Below are 19,400 nucleotides of genomic sequence, written 5' to 3' on the forward strand. Positions count from 1 at the left end.
AATGCGCCGCCTGTATTGGACCCTGAGTGCCCTGACCAGCCACTGGCGGCGCCATCCGCTGCAGTTGTTCAGCGTACTGGCCGGCCTGTGGCTGGCCACCAGCCTGTGGGCCGGGGTGCAGGCACTGAACAGCCAGGCCCGCGACAGCTATGCCCGCGCCAGTCAGCTGCTCGGCGGCGACCGCTACAGCCTGGTCGCCCGCGATGGCAGCTGGTTTGCCCAGCAGCACTTCATCGACTTGCGTCGCGCCGGCTGGCCGGTCTCGCCGCTGCTGCAAGGGCGCCTGCGCCTGCGCGGGCAGCCCGAACAACGCCTGCAACTGATCGGCATCGAGCCATTGACCCTGCCGGCCGGCAGCGCGCTGGCCGGGCAAACGCGCGAGCGCCTGGATCTGGCGGCATTTCTCGGTCGGCCCGGGCGCAGCTGGATTGCCGCCGACACCCTGGCCGAGCTTGGCCTGCCAGCCGGCGCGCAGCCGCTCAGCGAATCCGGCCAGCGCCTGCCGCCGCTGTCGGTGTGGCCGCAGTTGGCGCCCGGCGTGCTGCTGGTGGACATCGGCGTGGCCCAGCGCCTGCTCGACGGCCGCGGACAGATTTCGCGGTTGTTGCTGCCGGCCGAGTTCGCCCGTACCGCGCCGCCGCTGCCGCCGGCATTGGCCGCGCAGCTGGTGGTGCAACGCGGTGACGAGGGTGCCGATCTGGCCCAGCTCACCGACAGCTTCCACCTCAACCTCAGCGCCCTCGGCCTGCTGGCCTTCGTCGTCGGCCTGTTCATCGTCCACGCCGCCATCGGTCTGGCCCTGGAGCAGCGCCGGGTGTTGCTGCGCAACCTGCGCACCTGTGGGGTGAGTCTGCGTGGCCTGCTGGTCGCCCTGGTCGTGGAACTCGGCGTGCTGGCGCTGCTCGGCGCGGTCGCCGGGTTGCTCAGCGGTTATGCCGTGGCGGCCTGGCTGTTGCCGGATGTCGCCGCCAGCCTGCGTAGCCTGTATGGCGCCGAGGTGGCCGGGCGGCTCAGCCTGGCGCCGCAGTGGTGGCTGGGCGGCCTGCTGGTCTGCCTACTCGGGGCGTTGTGCGCGGGCGCCGGCAGTCTGCTGCGCGCCGCGCGTCTGCCGCTGTTGGCCTTGGCTCAGCCCGAGGCCTGGCAGCAGGCCCAGGCGCGCTGGCTGCGCCGTCAGGGCTGGCTAGCGGCGCTGCTTGGCTGTGTGGCGCTGCTCGCGCTGTGGTTCGGCGACAGCCTGGCGGCCGGCTTCGTCCTGCTCGCCGCCTTGCTGCTGGGCGCGGCCCTGGCGTTGCCGGTGGGCCTGAGCCGCTTGCTCGAGGCCTGGCTAGCACATTGCCGTACGCCGCTGACCCAGTGGTTCGTCGCCGACAGCCGCCAGCAACTGCCGAGTCTGGCGCTGGCGTTGATGGCCCTGTTGCTGGCGCTGGCGGCGAACATCGGCGTCGGCAGCATGACCGCGGGCTTTCGCCAGACCTTCAGTGGCTGGCTCGACCAACGCCTGGCCGCCGAGCTCTACCTGAACCCGGCCGACGCCAGCCAGGCCACGGCTATCGAGGCCTGGTTGAGCGAGCAGCCGCAGGTGCGCGCGCTGCTGCCGAGCTGGCGGGTCGAGCTGCAACTGCAGGGCTGGCCGGCACAGCTGAGCGGCATCCGCGCGCAGGCGCATTACCGCGAGCACTGGCCGTTGCTGAGCGCCAGTGCCGGGGCCTGGGAGCGCCTGGAGCGGCAGCAGGGCCTGATGCTCAGCGAACAACTGGCGCGGCGCCTCGATCTGCAGCTGGGCGAGCGTCTGCGTCTGCCCACCCCGAGTGGCGCCTGGGAGCTGGAGGTGCTCGGCATCTATGCCGACTACGGCAATCCCAAGGGTCATCTGCTGGTCGATGCGGCGGGCCTGCAACGCTACTGGCCGGGGCTGGCCCCGCGCAGTTTCAGCCTGCGTCTGCCGGCCGCAGAGGTGCCCGGATTGATCCAGGCGCTGCAGGCGCGCTTTGCCCTGGACGACAGCCGGTTGATCGACCAGGCCGCGCTCAAGGCTTGGTCGAGCCGGGTATTCGAGCGCACCTTCGCCGCCACCGCCGCACTCAACAGCCTGACCCTGGGCGTGGCCGGGGTGGCGCTGTTGATCAGTTTGCTGACCCTCGGCCAGACCCGCCTGAGCCAGCTGGCGCCGCTCTGGGCACTGGGTGTCGGCCGCACGCAACTGGCCTGGCTGAGCCTCGGCCAGACCCTGTTGCTGGCCGTGCTGACTCTGCTCCTGGCGCTGCCGCTGGGTCTGTTGCTGGCCTGGTGCCTGGTCGCGGTGATCAACGTGCAGGCCTTCGGTTGGCGCCTGCCGCTGCATGTCTTCCCCGGCCAGCTTCTGCAACTGTTCGGCCTGGCGCTGCTCGCCACCCTGCTGGCCAGCGCCTGGCCGCTCTGGCAACTCGGTCGCAGTACCCCGGCGGCCCTGTTGCGCAGCTTCGCCGGGGAACGCTAGGAGGATTCGGTGATGGATTGCGTGCGCTCACGGAACTGTAGGAGCGAGGAGGGACGCCCAGTCCCATGCCCGCGAGACTTTCGCGTCGACGGTTTTCGCGGGCGTGGCCCGCTCCTACAAAAGCACATGGCCCGTGGGGGCGAGAGAGGCTGTGCCAACGCCTGCCTGGCGCTGCTCACCGGCCTGCTGCTCGCCGCCTGCGAAGCCGAAACGCCGCCGGTCGAAGGCTTTGCCGGGTTGGGCCGCTCGGCGACAGCGTTCGCCCGGGTCGAGCCGGGGCGGGTGTTTGCGTTCCCGGCCGACCACGGCGCGCATCTGGATCATCGCATCGAGTGGTGGTACCTCACCGCCAACCTGGAGGACGCGCAGGGCCGCGCCTGGGGCGTGCAGTGGACGCTGTTTCGCAACGCCCTGCAGCCTGGCTCGCAGGAGACGGACTGGCGCAACCAGAACCTGTGGATGGGCCATGCCGCGGTGACTGGTGCGGACGGCCATCGCTATGCCGAGACCTTCGCCCGTGGCGGTATCGGCCAGGCCGGGGTTGTGGCCGCACCCTTGCAGGCCTGGATCGACGACTGGCAGCTACGCAGTCGCAGCCCGGCCAATGGCGGCCTGGGCGAGCTGCAGTTGCACGCCCGCGGCAAGGGCTTCAGCTATCGTCTGCGCCTCACCAGCGCGCGTCGGCCGGTGCTGCAGGGGATGCAGGGGTTCAGCCAGAAGTCCGGCCAGGGCCAGGCCTCCTATTACTACAGTCAGCCGTTCTTCCAGGCCGAGGGCAGCCTGCTGCTGGATGGCCAGCGCCATGCGGTCAAGGGCCAGGCCTGGCTCGACCGCGAATGGAGCAGCCAGCCGCTGGCGCCCGATCAACTGGGTTGGGACTGGTTCTCCCTGCATCTGCAGGCGGGCGAGAAGCTGATGCTGTTCCAGTTGCGCCAGGCCGGCGGCGCGCATTACCGCGCCGGCACCTGGATCGGTGCGGACGGCCAGGCCCAGCCGCTGAGCCAGGAGGACATCGAAATGGTGCCCGTGCGCTTCAGCCGCGTTGCCGGTCGGCGCCTGCCGACCGCCTGGACCCTGCGCATCGCGGCCAAGGCTTTCGCCATCGACACCACGGCGCTGCAGGAGCAGGCCTGGATGGCCACCCGGTTTCCCTACTGGGAGGGGCCGATCCGTTTCAGCGGCAGCCACCAGGGTGTTGGCTACCTGGAAATGACCGGCTATTGAGGTGCGCGGTCGTCTTCAGCTGCGCTGCGGGGTTTGGCGCACCGCTGCGCTGCCCGCCACATAGTAGGGCGCAGTGCTGCGTGGCAGCGGAGTACGCCCGCGGATTTTGTCGGCGATCTTCTCGGCCATCATGATGGTCGGTGCATTGAGGTTGCCGGTGGTGATCAGCGGCATAATCGATGCGTCGACCACTCGCAGGCCCTGCATCCCGTGCACGCGGCCCTGGCCATCGACCACCGCCATGGCGTCTTCGCCCATCTTGCAGGAGCAGGACGGGTGGAAGGCGGTTTCTGCATGATCGCGGACGAAGGCATCCAGTTCGGCGTCGCTCTGCACCGCGGCGCCGGGGCTGAGTTCGCGACCGCGGAAGGGATCGAGTGCCGATTGGTTCATGATCTCGCGGGTGATGCGGATGCCGTCGCGAAACTCCTGCCAGTCCTGTGGGTTGGCCATGTAGTTGAACAGGATACTCGGGTGTTGGCGCGGGTCTTTCGACGTGGCCTGGACGCGACCGCGGCTCGGTGAGCGCATGGAGCCGACATGGGCCTGGAAGCCGTGTTCCTTGACCGCGTTGCTGCCGTTGTAATTGATCGCCACCGGCAGGAAGTGGTACTGGATGTTCGGCCACTCGAAGTCGGCGCTGGTGCGGATGAAACCACCGGCCTCGAACTGGTTGCTGGCGCCGGTGCCCTTACCGAGGAACATCCACTCGGCGCCGATCTTCGGCTGGTTCCACCATTGCAGCGCCGGGTACAGCGAGACCGGCTGCTTGCAGGCGTACTGCAGGTACATCTCCAGGTGGTCCTGGAGGTTCTCGCCGACTCCGGGCAGCTCGTGTACCAGCGCAATGTCCAGGTCGCGCAGCAGCGCGGCCGGGCCGACGCCCGAGCGCTGGAGGATCTGCGGCGAGGCAATGGCCCCGCTGCACAGCAGCACTTCGCGGCGCGCTTTGACGGTGGTCGGAGTAGTGCTGTCGCCCTGCAGGTAGTCGACACCGATGGCGCGCTTACCGCTGAACAGGATGCGATCGGTCAGGGCGTGGGTGACGATGGTCAGGTTCGGCCGGCCCTTGGCCTGGTCGAGATAACCGCGCGCGGTACTGGCGCGCCGGCCCTTGGGGGTCACGGTACGGTCCATCGGGCCGAAGCCTTCCTGCTGGAAGCCGTTCAAGTCGTCGGTACGCGGGTAACCCGCCTGCACGCCTGCCTCGACCATGGCGTGGAACAGTGGATTGTTGCCGGTCTTCGGCGTGCACACGCTAACCGGGCCATCGCCGCCGTGGTAAGCGTTGGCGCCGCTGTCGCGGCTCTCGGCCTTGCGGAAATACGGCAGGCAGTCCAGATAGCTCCAGTCTTCCAGGCCCTTGTCCTTGGCCCAGCCGTCGTAGTCGAGGGCGTTACCGCGGATGTAGCACATGCCGTTGATCAGCGATGAGCCACCCAGGCCTTTGCCGCGCCCGCATTCCATGCGCCGGTTGTTCATGAAGGGTTCCGGCTCGGTCTCGTAGGCCCAGTTGTAGCGGCGGCCCTGCAGCGGGAAGGCCAGTGCCGCGGGCATCTGGGTGCGGAAATCCAGGCGGTAGTCCGGGCCGCCGGCTTCCAGCAGCAACACGCTGACGTCGGCATCCTCGGTCAGGCGAGTGGCCAGCACGTTACCGGCCGAGCCGGCGCCGATGATGATGTAGTCGAATTCTTGGGACATTGAAACCTCCTGCTATAAGCCTGTAGGCAAGTCCCGAGGCTTTCTGCAGCTTTTCGTAGGGAGGGTTAGGCGCCGGGCATAGTCGGGGCCTGTATCCGATCGTTGTGCGCCGTAACCCGCCGGGTTGAACCCTGTCGCGGGCTGGTGGGTTATGCGGCGTCTTGCCCGCGTCGCGCGTGAGCGTGCTGCCCGGCGCCGCTAACCCACTCTACGGGTCGCTGAAAGGGCTCAAAACACCGAGGCGTAGTCGCCCAGTTCGACCTCGACCGACTTGGTCTGGGTGTAATGCTCCAGGGTGCTCAGGCCATTCTCGCGGCCGATCCCGGACTGCTTGTAGCCGCCCACTGGCATTTCCGCCGGCGATTCGCCCCAGGTATTGATCCAGCAAATACCGGCTTCCAGCTGGTGGATCACCCGGTGTGCGCGCGCCAAATCACGGGTCACCACGCCAGCCGCCAGGCCGTAGTCGGTGTCGTTGGCGCGGCGGATCACTTCGTCTTCGCTGTCATAGACCAGGATGCTCATCACCGGGCCGAAGATTTCTTCGCGCACGATGGTCATGGCGTCGGTGCAATCGGTGAACACGGTCGGCGCGACATAGGCGCCCTGGGCGAATTCACCGTGGCTGACCCGCTCGCCGCCGATCAGCAGGCGTGCGCCTTCGCTGCGGCCCTTGGCGATGTAATCGAGTACGCTCTCCATATGGGCCACGCTGACCAGCGGGCCGAAGTTGGTGTTGTCGTCCTGCGGATTGCCCAGGCGAATGCGCTTGACCCGCTCCAGCACCTTGCTCTCGAAGCGTGCCTGCAGCATGCGCGGCACGAACACCCGGGTGCCGTTGGTGCAGACCTGACCGGAACTATAGAAGTTGGCCATCATCGCGATGTCGGCGGCGCGGTCGAGGTCGGCGTCCTCGAAGATGATCAGCGGCGATTTACCGCCCAGCTCCATGGTCACTGCCTTCAGCGAGGAGCTGGAGGCGCTGGCCATGACCTTCTTGCCGGTAACGGTGCCACCGGTGAAGGAAATCTTCTCGATGCCTGGGTGTTCGGTCAGCCACTGGCCGACTTCACGGCCGCTGCCGGTGAGCACGTTGAACACACCATCCGGCAGGCCGGCCTCGGTGTAGATCTCGGCCAGCTTGAGGGTGGTCAGCGAGGTGACTTCGCTGGGCTTGAAGATCATCGCGTTGCCAGCGGCCAGGGCCGGGGCGGATTTCCACAGGGCGATCTGGATCGGGTAGTTCCACGCGCCAATACCGGCGACCACGCCCAGCGGCTCGCGGCGGGTGTAGACGAACGCACTGTCGCGCAGGGGAATCTGCTGGCCTTCGATGGCGGGCACCAGGCCGGCGTAATACTCGAGCACGTCGGCGCCGGTGACGATATCGACGGAGCGGGTTTCCGACAGCGGCTTGCCGGTGTCGAGGGTTTCCAGCTCGGCCAGCTCGTCGTTACGTTCACGCAGGATCTCCACTGCCTTGCGCAGGATGCGCGAACGCTGCATGGCGGTCATCGCCGCCCACACCTTCTGCCCTGCGGTGGCGCTGGCTACTGCGTGTTCGACGTCGGCCTGGCTGGCGCGCTGGACGTTGGCGAGCACTTCACCATTGGCCGGATTGATGCTTTCGAAGGTGGCGCCGCTGGTCGAATCGACATAGCGACCACCGATGTAAAGCTTCTGTTCGTCGAATCGGGCCATGGTTGAATCCTCTCGTGTCTGTGGTCTTCGCAAGGCTGGCTGGCGACTTCAGTGCGCCTTGGCCAGATGGATCGGCAGGTTCAAATGTCGCGTGCGGCGACAATCTCCCGGCTGGAAAGAGTGGAAATCAGCCTACGGTATTTTTATTGAACGATCAATCAATGAAAATAATCCAGAGCGACCTGTGGCGGTCTGGATGCGACAAGCGCGCTGTTGAGGCGGGGTGGTCATTGCGCAGCGCGCGCTGGCGCCGGCCGAGTGTTCTGCGCCTGCGGTTCAGGGAAATTACCGAGCTTTTCGAGCGTGCCCGGCTTGCCTGCGAACGTGCAGGCTCAGGCGGCGCGGTGCTCGGGCTGCTTCTTGGCCAATTGCTGGTCGAGATAGTCGTAGGCGATCTGGATCGCCTGTTCGGTGTCGAAGCTGCCGCCGGACAACGCCCCGCGCAGCCAAAGACCGTCGATCAAGGCGGCCAGGCCGCGCGAGGCGGTGCGGGCCTGCTGCACGGGGAGCACGCGGCGGAACTGACCGCACAGGTTGGAATACAGGCGGTGGTCGTTGACCCGCTGTAAGCGCCGTAGTGCAGGCTGATGCATGCTGCTGGCCCAGAAGGCCAGCCAGGTTTTCATGGCTGGGCCGCTGATCTGGCTGGCGTCGAAGTTGCTGTCGATTATTGCCCGTAGGTGCGCGCGCGGGCTGTTGTCCTTGAGCGCGGCCCGGCGTGCGCGCACCGCATTGCTCAGGGCCTGCATCAGGTGGCGCATGGTGGCGTCGAGTAGGCCGTTCTTGTCCTTGAAATAGTGGCTGATGATGCCATTGGAAACCCCAGCCAGCCGGGCAATATAGGCAATGCTGGCATCGCCCATGCCGACCTGATCGACGGCTTCGAGGGTGGCCGCAATCAGTTGCGAGCGGCGGATCGGTTGCATTCCGACCTTGGGCATCGGTGTCTCCGTGGGTTGAGTTTTTTTCTGAGTGGAGCGCAGTCTAGGACGATTTTTATTGAACGATCAAACAAATATGCCGTTTTGCCCATGACTCGCCGGTGTGGCTGGGCAGATAGCAACCCCTCCGGCCGGGTTGGCAGAGCCCCGTACAGTGACAGCAGCGGGCTCTAGCATTACAATTTGATTAACATCAAATTTAAGCGATTGGCGATTTTATGGAAAGCAAGACTGCGCGTCTCACCGTGCTGATTGATCCGGTCAAGAAGAAGGCGTTCGAGGAACTGTGCGCCGGGCAGGACCTGACCCCGTCCCAGGTCGTGCGCCAACTGATCCGCGATTACCTCGAGAGCCACGGCGTCACCTACGCCACCCAGAGCAAGCATGGGCCAAGCGCCAAGGCATGATCCGCTGAGCGGCTGTGAAAAAACTCCCGCCTACTGCGGCCGCCTCCAAACGACCGCTACGGCGTTGCGCTACGTGAAAAGCAGGGTCATTTAGCTCACTAAACTCCCCTGCTTTTCACGCAGCGCGCCTTGCCGCGAACGCCTGGAGACGGTCTCGCGACGGCGCTTGATATTTTCACAGCCTCTGAGCGGCTCACCCTGCTGCCCGGCCACGCCTTGGCTGGCTCAGCTCTGGCCCGGTACCTGCTCGCGCTCCTCGTAGGCGCCCAGCGCGGCGTTGAAGTCGGTGTGATAATGCGCCGCGCCGATCTCTTGCAGGATGCCCGCCTTATCCAGCTTGGCCAGCACCTTGGGGTTCGCCTCGCAGAGTTTCACTACGATCTTGCGTTTGTGCAGTTGCTGGATGACTTCCTCCAGCGTTTGCAGGCCGGTGATATCCATGAACGGCACGCGGTTCAGGCGAATCACCAGCAAGCGTGGGTCGGTGTGGGTTTGTGCCAGCGCCCGCTCGAAGGTCTCTGCTGCCGCAAAGAACAGCGGCCCTTCAATCGTGTACACCAGCACGCCGGCTGGCAGGCGACTATGACCGCCGACGCGTAACTCCGCCTCTAGTTCTTGTTCGACGACCTGCTGCACTTCCACGGAGGTGGCCATGCGGTGCATGAAATGCAGCATCGCCAGGATCACGCCGATGTTCACGGCAACCACCAGGTCACTGAATACCGTCAGGCCGAAGGTGATCAGCAGAATCGCCACGTCTGCCCGTGGAGCGCGCTGCACCATGCGCTTGAAATGCCGCAGTTCGCTCATGTTGTAGGCGACCACGAAGAGGATTGCCGCCAGTGCACACAACGGAATGTCCGCGGCCAGCGGGGCCAGGAACAGGATGATCAGCAGCAGGGTGATCGCGTGCATGATGCCGGCGAGTGGGCTGGTGCCGCCGTTACGGATATTGGTTGCCGTGCGCGCAATCGCGCCAGTGGCGGCGAAGCCGCCGAATAAAGGGGTGAGCAGGTTGGCAATGCCCTGGCCGACCAGTTCCTGGTTGGAGTCATGCTTGGTGGCCGTCATGCCGTCGGCTACCACGGCCGACAGCAGCGACTCGATCGCCCCCAGCATGGCAATCGCAAAGGCCGGGCCGATCAGCTCGATAATCCGTGGCAAGGTGACTTCAGGTAGACCGAAATCCGGCAGGCCCTGGGGGATGCCGCCAAAGGCACTGCCGATCGTGGCCACGCCATTGAAGTGAAAAAACGACTGGATAAGCGTGACCACCAGCATCGCCACCAGCGGGCCGGGCACGCGCTTGAGCCCCGGTAACTTGGGCGACAGCAGCACCAGGTTCAGGCTGAGGAGGGCCAACAGCGTGGTTGCCGGGTGCAATTGCGGTAGCACCTGGAGCAAATGCCAGAACTTCTCATGAAAGTGCTCACCGCCGACTGTGGGCAAGCCGAAGAAGTATTGCCATTGGCCGACCCAGATGATCACCCCGATCCCGGCCGTGAAGCCGACGATCACCGGGGCGGGAATGAATTTGATCACTGAGCCAAGCCGGGTAATCCCCAGCAACAGCAGCATGACGCCGGCCATCATGGTGGCGATCTGCAGGCCGTCGATGCCGTGCGCGGCCGTGATGCTCGCCAGGATCACAATGAACGCGCCGGTTGGTCCGGCGATTTGCACGCGACTGCCGCCAAACAGGGATACCAGCACGCCGGCAATGATCGCCGTATAGATGCCTTGCTCCGGCTTGACCCCCGAGGCAATGGCAAAGGCCATTGCCAGCGGCAGCGCAACTATCCCGACGATTACACCGGAGACCAGATTGCTCAGCCAGTGCTTGCGCCCCAGCAAACCGGCCTTCCACGCTTCACGTACTGCAATCATGGCGAGCTCCTCAGCGAGTGCATGTGCGTGATATTATCATGTGGTGATAATAAAACGGCTCTTTGCTCGACCGCCCCTAGACTCGTGCCAGGCCTTTTCTGGCTGAGGCAAGCGGTACCGGCGACTGACATTGAGCGCACAGGAGTGCGCGAGCACCAACCAGCGGATGACCAGATGAACCGTAACGACGTTAAAACCAAACATGCCGAGGGCGTCACCTTTGACACCCATGTGATTGCCAACCCGACCAGCCTCAAAGAGTGGATCGTGTTCTTCAAGAAAGATGCGGGGAGAAGCTATTTCCTGGTCGACGAACGCGAGGAGGTCGAATCATTTATCCATCTGGATGACTTGATCGACGAGTTGCGCGAGCTGGGGATCAAGAACGCCGAGATCCACTTCTAAGCGTCGAAGCGGGCACCTTCCTGAGGGGAGCGGAGCGTCTCCCAAAAACCATAGGGGGGCGGACTACTATTAAGCAGAGGGCGTGGTCAGCAAAACCGTGATCTAACTCCTCTGATGTGGATCGGCCTGCCGCTGATCCTGCCGCTCTATGAGTTCGGCCGGGGGGGCTTCGCCATCCGCCCGGTTTGGGAAGCCGCTGGGCAGCGTGTGGCCTGTGCAAGCCTCATGGCTTACCGCTCGGCCGGCGTCGCGGTGCTGTTGCAGTGCCTTGCTAGACTGATAATTGATGAGTTCTCTGTGCGAGCCTGTTGTGCACGGCGGGAGAAGACCTTTTCTGGCTGCTTGATTGGAGGTTGACGATGATCAATCGTTTTTTTGCCAGCCTGCTGGTTGCCGCCGTAGTGGGGGCGCTCGGGGTCGCGGCGAGTTACGCCGCCGAGTCTTCTCATCTGCTGGATGGCAAGACATTCGTGGGCAAGAACGGAGAAAAAGGCCACCCGCTGGCGACTGTTGAGGGGGAGGCGCTCATCTTCGCCGACGGCCTGTTCACTTCTGGTTCTTGCGAGCCCTACAACTTTGGCAGCAGCGAATACTCAACCAAGGTCGAGGGTTCGCGTATCTACTTCGAGGTAGTCACCATCAGCCCCAGCCACGGTCAGATCGCCTGGCAGGGCGTGGTTGATGGCGATGTGGCACAAGCGACCTTCGTCTGGACCAAGGAACGCTGGTACTGGGATACCCGTCGCGAATACTGGTTCAAGGGTACGCTGAAGCAGTAGGCGGGCTTCGTGCGCCCCTGTAAGTTCTCCATGGAGACCTGCCAATGGCCGAACCCAGGCATACGGTTGAGCTGCCCTTGCGGTGGGCTCGCTACCTGAAGATCACACTGTTTGTGGCGCTTGTGGTGGTGCTGAATGTCGGCGGTTCCTGGCTGATGCAACAGATCGACTTCCAGCTATTTCCTCGCCACGAACCCATCATGCATGCCATGGTTCTGGGATTCGTGTTGCTCTACGTGCTGCTTATGGCCACACCTTTCATGCCGGGCATAGAGATCGGCCTGGCACTGATGTTTTTACTCGGAAGCAAGGGTGCGCTGCTTATCTACCTGTGCACGCTGGCGGCGCTGTCGATCAGTTTTGCCATAGGACGAGTCCTGTCGCCAAGCTTGTTGTGGCATCTGCTCGAGTGGTTGCACCTCAACCGTGCTGGTGCCCTGGTTCGGCAGTTGGAGCCGCTCGCTCCGGCGGCACGACTGAAACTACTCAACGACAAGACGCCCGCGGCAATTGCGCCATTTTTGCTTGAGCATCGCTGCCTGGCTGCGTATTTCGGCCCATCGTGACCGCCCGTTTCGGTACATCATGACCGACCATTTCGCTAACGTGTGACCGCTCATTTCGCTAACAACGTGACCGATTTTCCGCCTGTTCCGAAACAGCCGGTCACGCCCTTACCGAAATGGCCGGTCACGTTGTTAGCGAAATACCCTCCACTCCGTTGCGCATGACCTGACCCGCCGCCACCCTGCGTCCCATTTCGGGGAATCGAAGGATGGCGGCGCAGCGAGTAGCCATGCGTAATATCAAAGAATGCCTGCGCCTCAAGTTCGAGGCCGACCTATCTCACGAGAAAATCGCCCGCGCCTTGCAACTGTCCAAGGGCGTCGTCAGCAAGTACATCAAGGCGGCGCGCGACACCGGCATCGAGTGGCCCGCGCTGGCGTTACTGGATGAGGCGGCGCTTGGCGCCGCCCTGATTCCGGCCGCCAAAGTCGTGCACACACGCGGCGACCGCGTGTTGCCCGACGTGATCACTCTGCACCGCGAACTACGTCGTAAAGGCGTGACGCTACAACTGCTGTGGGAGGAATACACCGCCGCTCATCCCGACCAACCGACCTACCGCTACACTCAGTTCGTCGAGCATTACCGCATCTACGCCCGTACGCTCAAGCGCTCGATGCGCCAGCAGCACCGCGCCGGCGAGAAGCTGTTCATCGACTACGCCGGGCCGACGTTGCCGGTGATCGACGCCGGCACCGGCGAGATCAGCCAGGCGCATATCTTCGTCGCGGCCCTCGGTGCCTCGAACTACACCTACGCGTGCGCCACGCCGGGCGAGACCCAAGTGGACTGGCTGACGGCGTTGAGCCAGGCCCTCAGCTACTTTGGTGGCGTCCCCGAAATGATCGTGCCGGACAACCCGCGCGCCCTGATCTCCCGGCCTGACCGTTATGAGCCGGGCCTGAATCGCGCCGCACTGGAATGTGCCCAGCATTACGGCGCCATCATGCTCCCAGCGCGACCGCGCAAGCCTCAGGACAAAGCCAAGGCAGAGGTGGCCGTGCAAGTGGTCGAGCGCTGGATCATGGCGCGGTTGCGGCATCAGCAGTTCTTCAGTCTGCATGCGCTCAATCAGGCCATCGCCGTCTTGCTGGAGGACTTGAACCGACGTCCGTTCAAAAAACTCGACGGATGCCGACGGGACTGGTTCGAGCAACTCGACCAGCCAGCGCTCAGGCCGTTGCCGGCGCACCCGTATGAGGTCGTGACCTTCAAGCGCTGCAAGGTCAACATCGATTACCACATCGAGGTGAATGGCGGCTTTTACAGCGTGCCCTCGGCCTTGGCCCGGCAAAGCGTCGACGCCCGAGTGAGCGCCCATACCGTCGAAATCCTGCATGGCCACCGCCGGGTCGCCAGCCACCTGTTGCTCTCGCGGCGCGGCGCCTACAGCACCCAGAGCGAACACATGCCGGCCTCGCACAAGGCCCATCGCGACTGGACACCTCAGCGCCTGCTCGACTGGGGCGAGCGGATCGGCCCGCACGTGCGGCAGATCGTCGAACATCAACTGACCCACAAACCCCATCCGGAGATGGGTTACCGCTCCTGCCTGGGCCTGCTCTCGCTGGCTCGCCACTATGGCAACGAGCGCCTGGAGGCGGCAGCCAGCCGCGCCGTACAACTGCGCGCCCTCAACAGCCGCACCGTACGCAACCTGCTCAAACAAGGGCTCGACCAGCAACCGCTGCCCAAGGCCTCCGCCGTCGCTCAACCCGCCTGCCACGAGAACGTGCGCGGTGCCGACTATTACACCCAAAAGGAGCTGTTCAATGATGACGCAACACACGCTTAATCAGTTGCACCACCTGCGCCTCAGCGGCATGGCCAAGGCGCTGGAAGAGCAATGGACACTGCCTGCCTGCCACAGCTTGAGCTTCGATGAGCGGCTCGGCCTGCTGCTCGACCGCGAACTGGCCTGGCGCGACAACAAACGCCTGGAGCGACTGCGCAAACAAGCCAAGCTCAAATACAGCGGTGCCTGCCTGGAAGACCTCGACCGCCGCCAGGGCAGAGGCCTGGACGAACGCCAGCTCGCGACCCTGGCCAGCGGTGACTGGATCCGCCAACAGCACAACCTGTTGCTGACCGGCCCAACCGGCGTCGGCAAAACCTGGCTCGCCTGCGCCCTGGGCAACCAGGCCTGCCGCCAAGGCTACAGCACGCTATACCTGCGCACGCCGCGCCTGCTGGAACAATTGCGGATCGCCCACGGCGACGGCAGCTTCGGCCGCACGCTACAACAACTGGCCAAAGTCGACGTGCTGATCCTGGACGACTGGGCCCTGGCACCGCTGGAAGAAAACGCCCGGCACGACCTGCTGGAAGTGATCGACGACCGCGCCGGCTCGCGGTCGACGGTACTGACCAGCCAACTGCCGGTCGATCACTGGCACGGCTGGATCAACGATCCGACAGTGGCCGACGCCTTACTTGATCGGCTGGTGCACAGCGCGTATCGAATTGTGATGAAGGGCGAGTCGTTGCGACGTAAAAAGACGGAAGAAGAAGCGGCATCGTGACCGATGCGGTTAGAATTTAGACCCCGCGCAATCGGGTGGAGAAACCGGTCACGTTGTTAGCGAAATGACCGGTCACGATGAGCGAAATACGCACCTGGCGATTGCCGTACTGCTCAATCTACCGGGGAACGCCCTGATCGGTGGTGGCGGAGGCATCGGACTGGTGGCTGGCATGAGCAAGCTCGTACCCTTCCATAGTTATCTCTTCCTGGTGGCGTGTGCCATAGCGCCTGTGCCCTTATGGTTTTGGCTGCGTGGAACCTGAGTCAAGAGTGAGTGGATCTGCGTTCTTTTGAGTGCTGGTGCGCACGAATACTGGGCGTGCGAGGCAAGCGCGCAGGTGCTGCAAAAAAGGGGCTTGCCGTGTGTCCTCGGGAAAGCACGATGAACCGGAGAAAAGGCCGGTGCAACCCTCCCGGGTTAGTCGTTAGAGGTGCCCTCTTTCCGATGAGCCACCGGCTGTCGCTATACCGGGCGCACATCGCCGCCGGGTCGTGTTCGAGCACAAGGTCAGGCAACAAAAAAGCGGGCCGAAGCCCGCTTTCTGTTGTTGCTGTAACAGTGCTTACTTCAACCAGCCGGCTACGCGCTCGGGGTTGGCGGCGACCCAGTCCTTGGCAGCCTGCTCCGGCTTGGCGCCTTCGCTGACGGCCAACATCACTGCGCCCACTTCTTCGGCGCTCCAGGAGAACTTCTTGAGGAAGGCAGCGGCTTCTGGGGCCTTGGCTTCCATGCCCATGCTGGCCACGGTGTCGATGTGCTCGGCTTCACCGAAGACATTCTGCGGGTCTTCGAGGAAGCGCAGTTTCCACTTGGCGAACATCCAGTGTGGAATCCAGCCGGGGACTACGATGGCTTCCTTCTTCTTCTCGGCGCGAGCCAGGGCGATGGCCATGGCGGGGCCGGAGCTCGGCATCAGCTTGAAGTCCAGTTTGTATTTCTCGATGGCTTCTTCGGTGCGGCGCATCACGCCGGCACCGGCGTCGATACCGGTGATCTTGCCGTCGTAGGCTTCTTTGTTTTTGTTCAGGTCTTCGATGCTCTTGGCTTCGACGTAGTCGGGAACCACCAGGCCGATCTTGGCGCCTGCGTAGTTGGTGCCGAGGACCACCACCTTGTCTTTCATTTTGGTGAAGTACTCGCCGTGAGTGACCGGCAGCCAGGCGGAGAGGGTTGCGTCGAGGTCGCCGCGGGCCACGCCCTGCCACATGATGGCCGGCTCGACCGGCATCAGCTTGACGGGATAGCCAAGCTTGCTGGTGAGGATTTCACCGGCGACATGGGTGGCGGCGACGCTGTCGTCCCAGCCGTTGACGTAGCCGATGGTCAGGGTGGGCTTTTCCGCCGCCATGGCGGTGGACATGCCCAGCGCGAGGGCAGCGACGCCAAGGCTTTTCAGGCAGAAGGTGGATAGTTTGCGCATAAAATTGGTGCTCCATCAGTGAGAGTGGCAGTTCAACTGTGTTACTGGCTCGTTCTGATTGCGGGCCTAGCGGTACTCGGCTTGCGCAGAGCGGAAAATGCTCTGGTAATCAGCAGGCCGCGGGGCAGTCGCGGGCAAGTGCCGCAACCTCCCGGCGCGATAAGCGCGGTAGTTGTGGTTGCGCTTGCTGCGGCTTTACCAGGTACGCCCGGCTTGAAGGCTGAGCGTACCGAGTATGGGACGGACCCTCAGAGTCCGACGTATTTCTTCACGGCGGCGACGCCATCCTGGCCGTCATAGGTGGTAACGCCCGCCAGCCACTTGTCGAGGGCTTCCGGATTAGCCTTGATCCAATTCTTGGCTACTACAGCCGGGTCTTCTTTCTCCAGCACTTTTTCCATCAGCTGGCTTTCGATTTTGACGCTGAATTGCAGGTTGTTCAGCAGCTTGCCGACGTTGGGGCAGCGCGCTTCGTACTCTGGCGGTACCACGGTGTAGACCTTGGCCGCGCCGTAATCCGGGCCGAACACGTCATCGCCGCCGGACAGGTAGGTGAGGTCGAACTGGGTATTCATCGGGTGCGGTGCCCAGCCGAGGAACACGACCGGCTTGTTCTTCCGTACCGCGCGTTGTACCTGCACCAGCATGCCGGCTTCGCTGGACTCGACCATGCGGAAGCTACCCATACCGAACTGGTCTTCTTTGATCATTTTTTCGATCAGCAGATTGCCGTCGTTACCTGGCTCGATGCCGTAGATCTTGCCGTCGAGTTCTTTCTTGAACTTGGCGATGTCCTGGAAGCTTTTCAGGCCAGCCTCAGCCAGGTAGGTCGGTACCGCCAGGGTGTATTTGGCGCCCTCCAGGTTCGCGGTCGGCAGCACCTTGACGCCGCCATCCTTGGTGAACGGCTCGATCACCGCATCCATCGAGGGTGCCCAGTAGCCGAGGAATACATCAATCTGGCCCTTTTTCACGCCGGTGAAGGCGATCGGCACCGAGGCCATGATCTTGCGAGGCTGGTAGCCCAGGCCTTCGCTGAGGGTCATGGCCACGCCGGTGGTGGCGGCGATGTCGGCCCAGCCGATTTCGGCGAAGCGTACCTGTTTGCAGCTTTCCGGCTCCTGGGCCCAGGCGCTTTGCAGCAGCGTGCAGGACAGCAGGCTAACTCCAGCAATAGTTTTCAACTTGTTCATTTATCGCTCCCTCTGTGAATGGATAAGGTGAAGGTCTTACTGGCGCTGCAACTTCGCACTCACCCAGCTAATCAGGGTGCTGCGTTTCTCGCTTTGCTTGGTGCCGAAGCTTTCGGTAATGCGGTCGAGGATGATTGCCAGCAGTACCACGGCCATACCGCTTTCGAAGCCTAGACCGATATCCAGACGCTGGATGCTCGCGAGTACGTCGTTACCCAAGCCGCCGGCACCGACCATCGAGGCAATAATCACCATCGACAGGGCCATCATGATGGTCTGGTTGACCCCCGCCATGATCGACGGCATGGCGCTAGGCAGTTGGACCTTGAGCAACAGTTGGGTCTTGCTGCAGCCGAAGGATTGGCCGGCCTCGACGATTTCCTTGTTGACCTGGCGAATACCCAGGCTGGTCAGACGCACGGCTGGAGGCATGGCGAAAATCACCGTGGCGATGATCCCCGGCACCCGACCGAGGCCGAACAGCATGGCCGCCGGAATCAGGTAGACGAACGCCGGCATGGTCTGCATGAAGTCGAGAATGGGACGGATGATGGTCGCCACACGCTCGCTCTTGGCCGCCCAGATGCCCAGGGGGATACCCCACAAGAGGCTGATCAGCGTCGCTGAGAAGGTCAGGCCGAGGGTCACCACGGTCTGCTCCCAGAAACCGGTGAGGACAATCAGAATGAAGGATACGGCGGTAAAGGCGGCAAACCGGGCGCCGATACGCCAGAGGCCGAGGCCGACGAAGATGGCGATCAGCAGCCACGCCGGTGGCAGCATGAGGATGGCCTCGATGCCTTCGGAAAACGAACTGACCACGCCACCGATGCTGTCGAAGCCGTTGCTGTAGTTGTTCAGCAGGTACTCAACGCCGTCGTTGACCCAGGTGCCTAGGTCGAGTTGCTTCTCACTCATGTCATTCTCCCTGCATGCGGGTCAGCAGGCGACCCTTGCTAATAGCGCCAGAGTATTGGCCGTTGCCACCGACAACCGGGATCGGCCCTTCGTTGTCCACCAGGCGCGCGATGACCTTATCCAGGGGCATGTCTTCCGGCACCGGCGTGATCTGCTTCACCACGCTTTGGTCAAGCTTGCATGACTGGCCACCTTCGACCAGCAGGGCGATTTTCTCCAGGCTGATCGAACCGTAGAAGCGGTTGTTCTCATCGACAATGAAGGCGTAATGCTTGTCCAGTTCCTGCAGCTTTTGCGAGACGACCTGGGCGTCCGGGGCAACGCCGTTGTGCACGAAGACCGGCACGCTGTTAGCCATGAGCTGGCCGGCGGTGAGGTAACGGTTGGTGTCGACGGTGTCGAAGAAGTTACGCACATAATCATTGGCTGGGTTGTCGACCAGCTCTTGCGGGGTGCCGACCTGCACCAGCTTGCCGCCTTCCATGATGGCGATACGGTTGCCGATACGCATGGCCTCCTCGATATCGTGAGAGACGAAGATGATGGTGCGGCGGTGGATCTTTTGCAGCTCGAGCAGCAAGTCCTGCATTTCGCGACGCTTGAGTGGATCGAGGGCGGAAAACGCCTCGTCCATGATCATCATCGAGGGGTCGACGGCCAAGGCGCGGGCCAAGCCGACGCGCTGCTGCATGCCGCCGGAGAGTTCATGCGGGTGCATCTGGGCAAAAGTATCCAGGCCCACGTCCTTGAGTACCTCCATGGCCCGTGCTTCCCGCTCCTTGCGGCCTACTCCTGCCACTTCCAGGCCGAAGGCCGCATTGTCCAGCACGGTGCGCGAAGGCATCAGGGCGAAGGACTGGAACACCATGCTCATGTCGCGGCGACGCAGGCTGATGAGTTCCGCGTTGGACATCTTGGCGACGTTCTGGCCGTCGATGAACACATCGCCGCCGGAAGGCTCAATCAGCCGGTTGATCAAACGAATCAGGGTGGATTTGCCGGAGCCGGAAAGACCCATGAGGACGAAAATCTCGCCTTCTTCGACACTGAACGACACATCGCTAACACCAATCACCGCGCCGGTTTCGGCAAGGACTTTATCCTTGCTCCAGCCTTGCTTGCTCTGCTCGATGGCTTCTTGCGGTTTATTGCCGAAAACCTTGTACAGGTTTTCGACCACTATTTTTCCAGCTTTCATGGGAGGGTTCCCCTTCAGTAGACATCCAGATCAGTTACACGGAACCTGACGCACGCCG

The 19,400-nt window shown here is 63.3% G+C and carries 15 protein-coding genes and 1 pseudogene; 8 read left to right on the plus strand and 8 right to left on the minus strand.

The window, feature by feature from the left end:
- The first annotated feature begins 1 nt into the window (after position 1).
- Positions 2-2,476 carry an FtsX-like permease family protein gene (locus tag VCJ09_RS00795; protein WP_324732737.1) on the plus strand — a complete coding sequence of 825 codons (2,475 nt, stop codon included), beginning with the start codon at positions 2-4 and terminating at the stop codon, positions 2,474-2,476.
- A 126-nt stretch (positions 2,477-2,602) separates the two neighbouring features.
- Positions 2,603-3,700, plus strand: coding sequence for a lipocalin-like domain-containing protein (locus VCJ09_RS00800; protein WP_324732738.1), 1,098 nt, complete (start codon positions 2,603-2,605; stop codon positions 3,698-3,700).
- A 15-nt stretch (positions 3,701-3,715) separates the two neighbouring features.
- Here the strand turns inward: VCJ09_RS00800 and betA are convergent, their stop codons facing one another.
- From betA to betI, 3 genes are all read right to left on the minus strand, one after another.
- The gene (gene betA, locus VCJ09_RS00805) at positions 3,716-5,401 is read right to left on the minus strand and encodes a choline dehydrogenase (RefSeq protein WP_324732739.1); all 1,686 of its coding nucleotides are present in this window, start codon (positions 5,399-5,401) and stop codon (positions 3,716-3,718) included.
- 228 nt (positions 5,402-5,629) lie between these two features.
- Positions 5,630-7,102: a betaine-aldehyde dehydrogenase gene (gene betB / locus VCJ09_RS00810; RefSeq protein WP_324732740.1), complete on the minus strand. Its 1,473-nt coding sequence runs from the start codon at positions 7,100-7,102 to the stop codon at positions 5,630-5,632.
- A gap of 332 nt (positions 7,103-7,434) precedes the next feature.
- A complete protein-coding gene (gene betI / locus VCJ09_RS00815; RefSeq protein WP_324732741.1) occupies positions 7,435-8,043 on the minus strand; it encodes a transcriptional regulator BetI in 609 nt (202 codons plus the stop codon).
- Positions 8,044-8,261: 218 nt separating this feature from the next.
- On the opposite strand from betI, the gene VCJ09_RS00820 reads away from it, so the two are divergent.
- Positions 8,262-8,450: a ribbon-helix-helix domain-containing protein gene (locus VCJ09_RS00820; RefSeq protein ID WP_079204240.1), complete on the plus strand. Its 189-nt coding sequence runs from the start codon at positions 8,262-8,264 to the stop codon at positions 8,448-8,450.
- A 225-nt stretch (positions 8,451-8,675) separates the two neighbouring features.
- On the opposite strand, the gene VCJ09_RS00825 is transcribed toward VCJ09_RS00820, so the two are convergent.
- Positions 8,676-10,337 (minus strand): SulP family inorganic anion transporter, encoded by a 1,662-nt coding sequence (locus tag VCJ09_RS00825; protein WP_324732742.1) that lies wholly within the window; start codon positions 10,335-10,337, stop codon positions 8,676-8,678.
- Positions 10,338-10,511: 174 nt separating this feature from the next.
- On the opposite strand from VCJ09_RS00825, the gene VCJ09_RS00830 reads away from it, so the two are divergent.
- The 5 genes and pseudogenes from VCJ09_RS00830 (at position 10,512) to istB (ending at position 14,610) form a co-directional block, all read left to right on the plus strand.
- Complete coding sequence (locus VCJ09_RS00830) at positions 10,512-10,742, plus strand: hypothetical protein (protein ID WP_324732743.1); 231 nt, start codon at positions 10,512-10,514, stop codon at positions 10,740-10,742.
- Between the two features lie 359 nt (positions 10,743-11,101).
- On the plus strand, positions 11,102-11,521 hold the full coding sequence (locus tag VCJ09_RS00835) for a hypothetical protein (protein ID WP_324732744.1): 420 nt from the start codon (positions 11,102-11,104) through the stop codon (positions 11,519-11,521).
- Positions 11,522-11,565: 44 nt separating this feature from the next.
- On the plus strand, positions 11,566-12,087 hold the full coding sequence (locus tag VCJ09_RS00840) for a hypothetical protein (protein ID WP_324732745.1): 522 nt from the start codon (positions 11,566-11,568) through the stop codon (positions 12,085-12,087).
- Between the two features lie 209 nt (positions 12,088-12,296).
- Positions 12,297-13,841 (plus strand): annotated as a pseudogene (istA, locus tag VCJ09_RS00845) (IS21 family transposase); the annotation flags it as partial.
- A 19-nt stretch (positions 13,842-13,860) separates the two neighbouring features.
- A complete protein-coding gene (istB, locus tag VCJ09_RS00850; RefSeq protein ID WP_324730939.1) occupies positions 13,861-14,610 on the plus strand; it encodes an IS21-like element helper ATPase IstB in 750 nt (249 codons plus the stop codon).
- A gap of 565 nt (positions 14,611-15,175) precedes the next feature.
- Here the strand turns inward: istB and VCJ09_RS00855 are convergent.
- The 4 genes from VCJ09_RS00855 to VCJ09_RS00870 all read right to left on the minus strand — a co-directional run bounded on the left by VCJ09_RS00855 (position 15,176) and on the right by VCJ09_RS00870 (position 19,342).
- Positions 15,176-16,033, minus strand: coding sequence for a glycine betaine ABC transporter substrate-binding protein (locus VCJ09_RS00855; protein ID WP_324732746.1), 858 nt, complete (start codon positions 16,031-16,033; stop codon positions 15,176-15,178).
- A 248-nt stretch (positions 16,034-16,281) separates the two neighbouring features.
- Complete coding sequence (locus tag VCJ09_RS00860) at positions 16,282-17,226, minus strand: choline ABC transporter substrate-binding protein (protein ID WP_324732747.1); 945 nt, start codon at positions 17,224-17,226, stop codon at positions 16,282-16,284.
- A gap of 36 nt (positions 17,227-17,262) precedes the next feature.
- Positions 17,263-18,144 (minus strand): ABC transporter permease, encoded by an 882-nt coding sequence (locus VCJ09_RS00865; RefSeq protein WP_324732748.1) that lies wholly within the window; start codon positions 18,142-18,144, stop codon positions 17,263-17,265.
- 1 nt (position 18,145) lies between these two features.
- The gene (locus tag VCJ09_RS00870) at positions 18,146-19,342 is read right to left on the minus strand and encodes a quaternary amine ABC transporter ATP-binding protein (protein WP_324732750.1); all 1,197 of its coding nucleotides are present in this window, start codon (positions 19,340-19,342) and stop codon (positions 18,146-18,148) included.
- Between the last annotated feature and the right edge of the window lie 58 nt (positions 19,343-19,400).

The sequence above is a fragment of the Pseudomonas paeninsulae genome, assembly GCF_035621475.1.
Lineage (GTDB): Bacteria > Pseudomonadota > Gammaproteobacteria > Pseudomonadales > Pseudomonadaceae > Aquipseudomonas > Aquipseudomonas paeninsulae.

What these genes read in the sequence shown, in the direction of transcription:
- VCJ09_RS00795 (WP_324732737.1), top strand. Translation starts at nt 2, where the DNA reads ATGCGCCGCCTGTATTGGACCCTGAGTGCCCTGACCAGCCACTGGCGG.
- VCJ09_RS00800 (WP_324732738.1), top strand. Translation starts at nt 2,603, where the DNA reads ATGGCCCGTGGGGGCGAGAGAGGCTGTGCCAACGCCTGCCTGGCGCTG.
- betA (WP_324732739.1), bottom strand. Translation starts at nt 5,401, where the DNA reads ATGTCCCAAGAATTCGACTACATCATCATCGGCGCCGGCTCGGCCGGT.
- betB (WP_324732740.1), bottom strand. Translation starts at nt 7,102, where the DNA reads ATGGCCCGATTCGACGAACAGAAGCTTTACATCGGTGGTCGCTATGTC.
- betI (WP_324732741.1), bottom strand. Translation starts at nt 8,043, where the DNA reads ATGCCCAAGGTCGGAATGCAACCGATCCGCCGCTCGCAACTGATTGCG.
- VCJ09_RS00820 (WP_079204240.1), top strand. Translation starts at nt 8,262, where the DNA reads ATGGAAAGCAAGACTGCGCGTCTCACCGTGCTGATTGATCCGGTCAAG.
- VCJ09_RS00825 (WP_324732742.1), bottom strand. Translation starts at nt 10,337, where the DNA reads ATGATTGCAGTACGTGAAGCGTGGAAGGCCGGTTTGCTGGGGCGCAAG.
- VCJ09_RS00830 (WP_324732743.1), top strand. Translation starts at nt 10,512, where the DNA reads ATGAACCGTAACGACGTTAAAACCAAACATGCCGAGGGCGTCACCTTT.
- VCJ09_RS00835 (WP_324732744.1), top strand. Translation starts at nt 11,102, where the DNA reads ATGATCAATCGTTTTTTTGCCAGCCTGCTGGTTGCCGCCGTAGTGGGG.
- VCJ09_RS00840 (WP_324732745.1), top strand. Translation starts at nt 11,566, where the DNA reads ATGGCCGAACCCAGGCATACGGTTGAGCTGCCCTTGCGGTGGGCTCGC.
- istB (WP_324730939.1), top strand. Translation starts at nt 13,861, where the DNA reads ATGATGACGCAACACACGCTTAATCAGTTGCACCACCTGCGCCTCAGC.
- VCJ09_RS00855 (WP_324732746.1), bottom strand. Translation starts at nt 16,033, where the DNA reads ATGCGCAAACTATCCACCTTCTGCCTGAAAAGCCTTGGCGTCGCTGCC.
- VCJ09_RS00860 (WP_324732747.1), bottom strand. Translation starts at nt 17,226, where the DNA reads ATGAACAAGTTGAAAACTATTGCTGGAGTTAGCCTGCTGTCCTGCACG.
- VCJ09_RS00865 (WP_324732748.1), bottom strand. Translation starts at nt 18,144, where the DNA reads ATGAGTGAGAAGCAACTCGACCTAGGCACCTGGGTCAACGACGGCGTT.
- VCJ09_RS00870 (WP_324732750.1), bottom strand. Translation starts at nt 19,342, where the DNA reads ATGAAAGCTGGAAAAATAGTGGTCGAAAACCTGTACAAGGTTTTCGGC.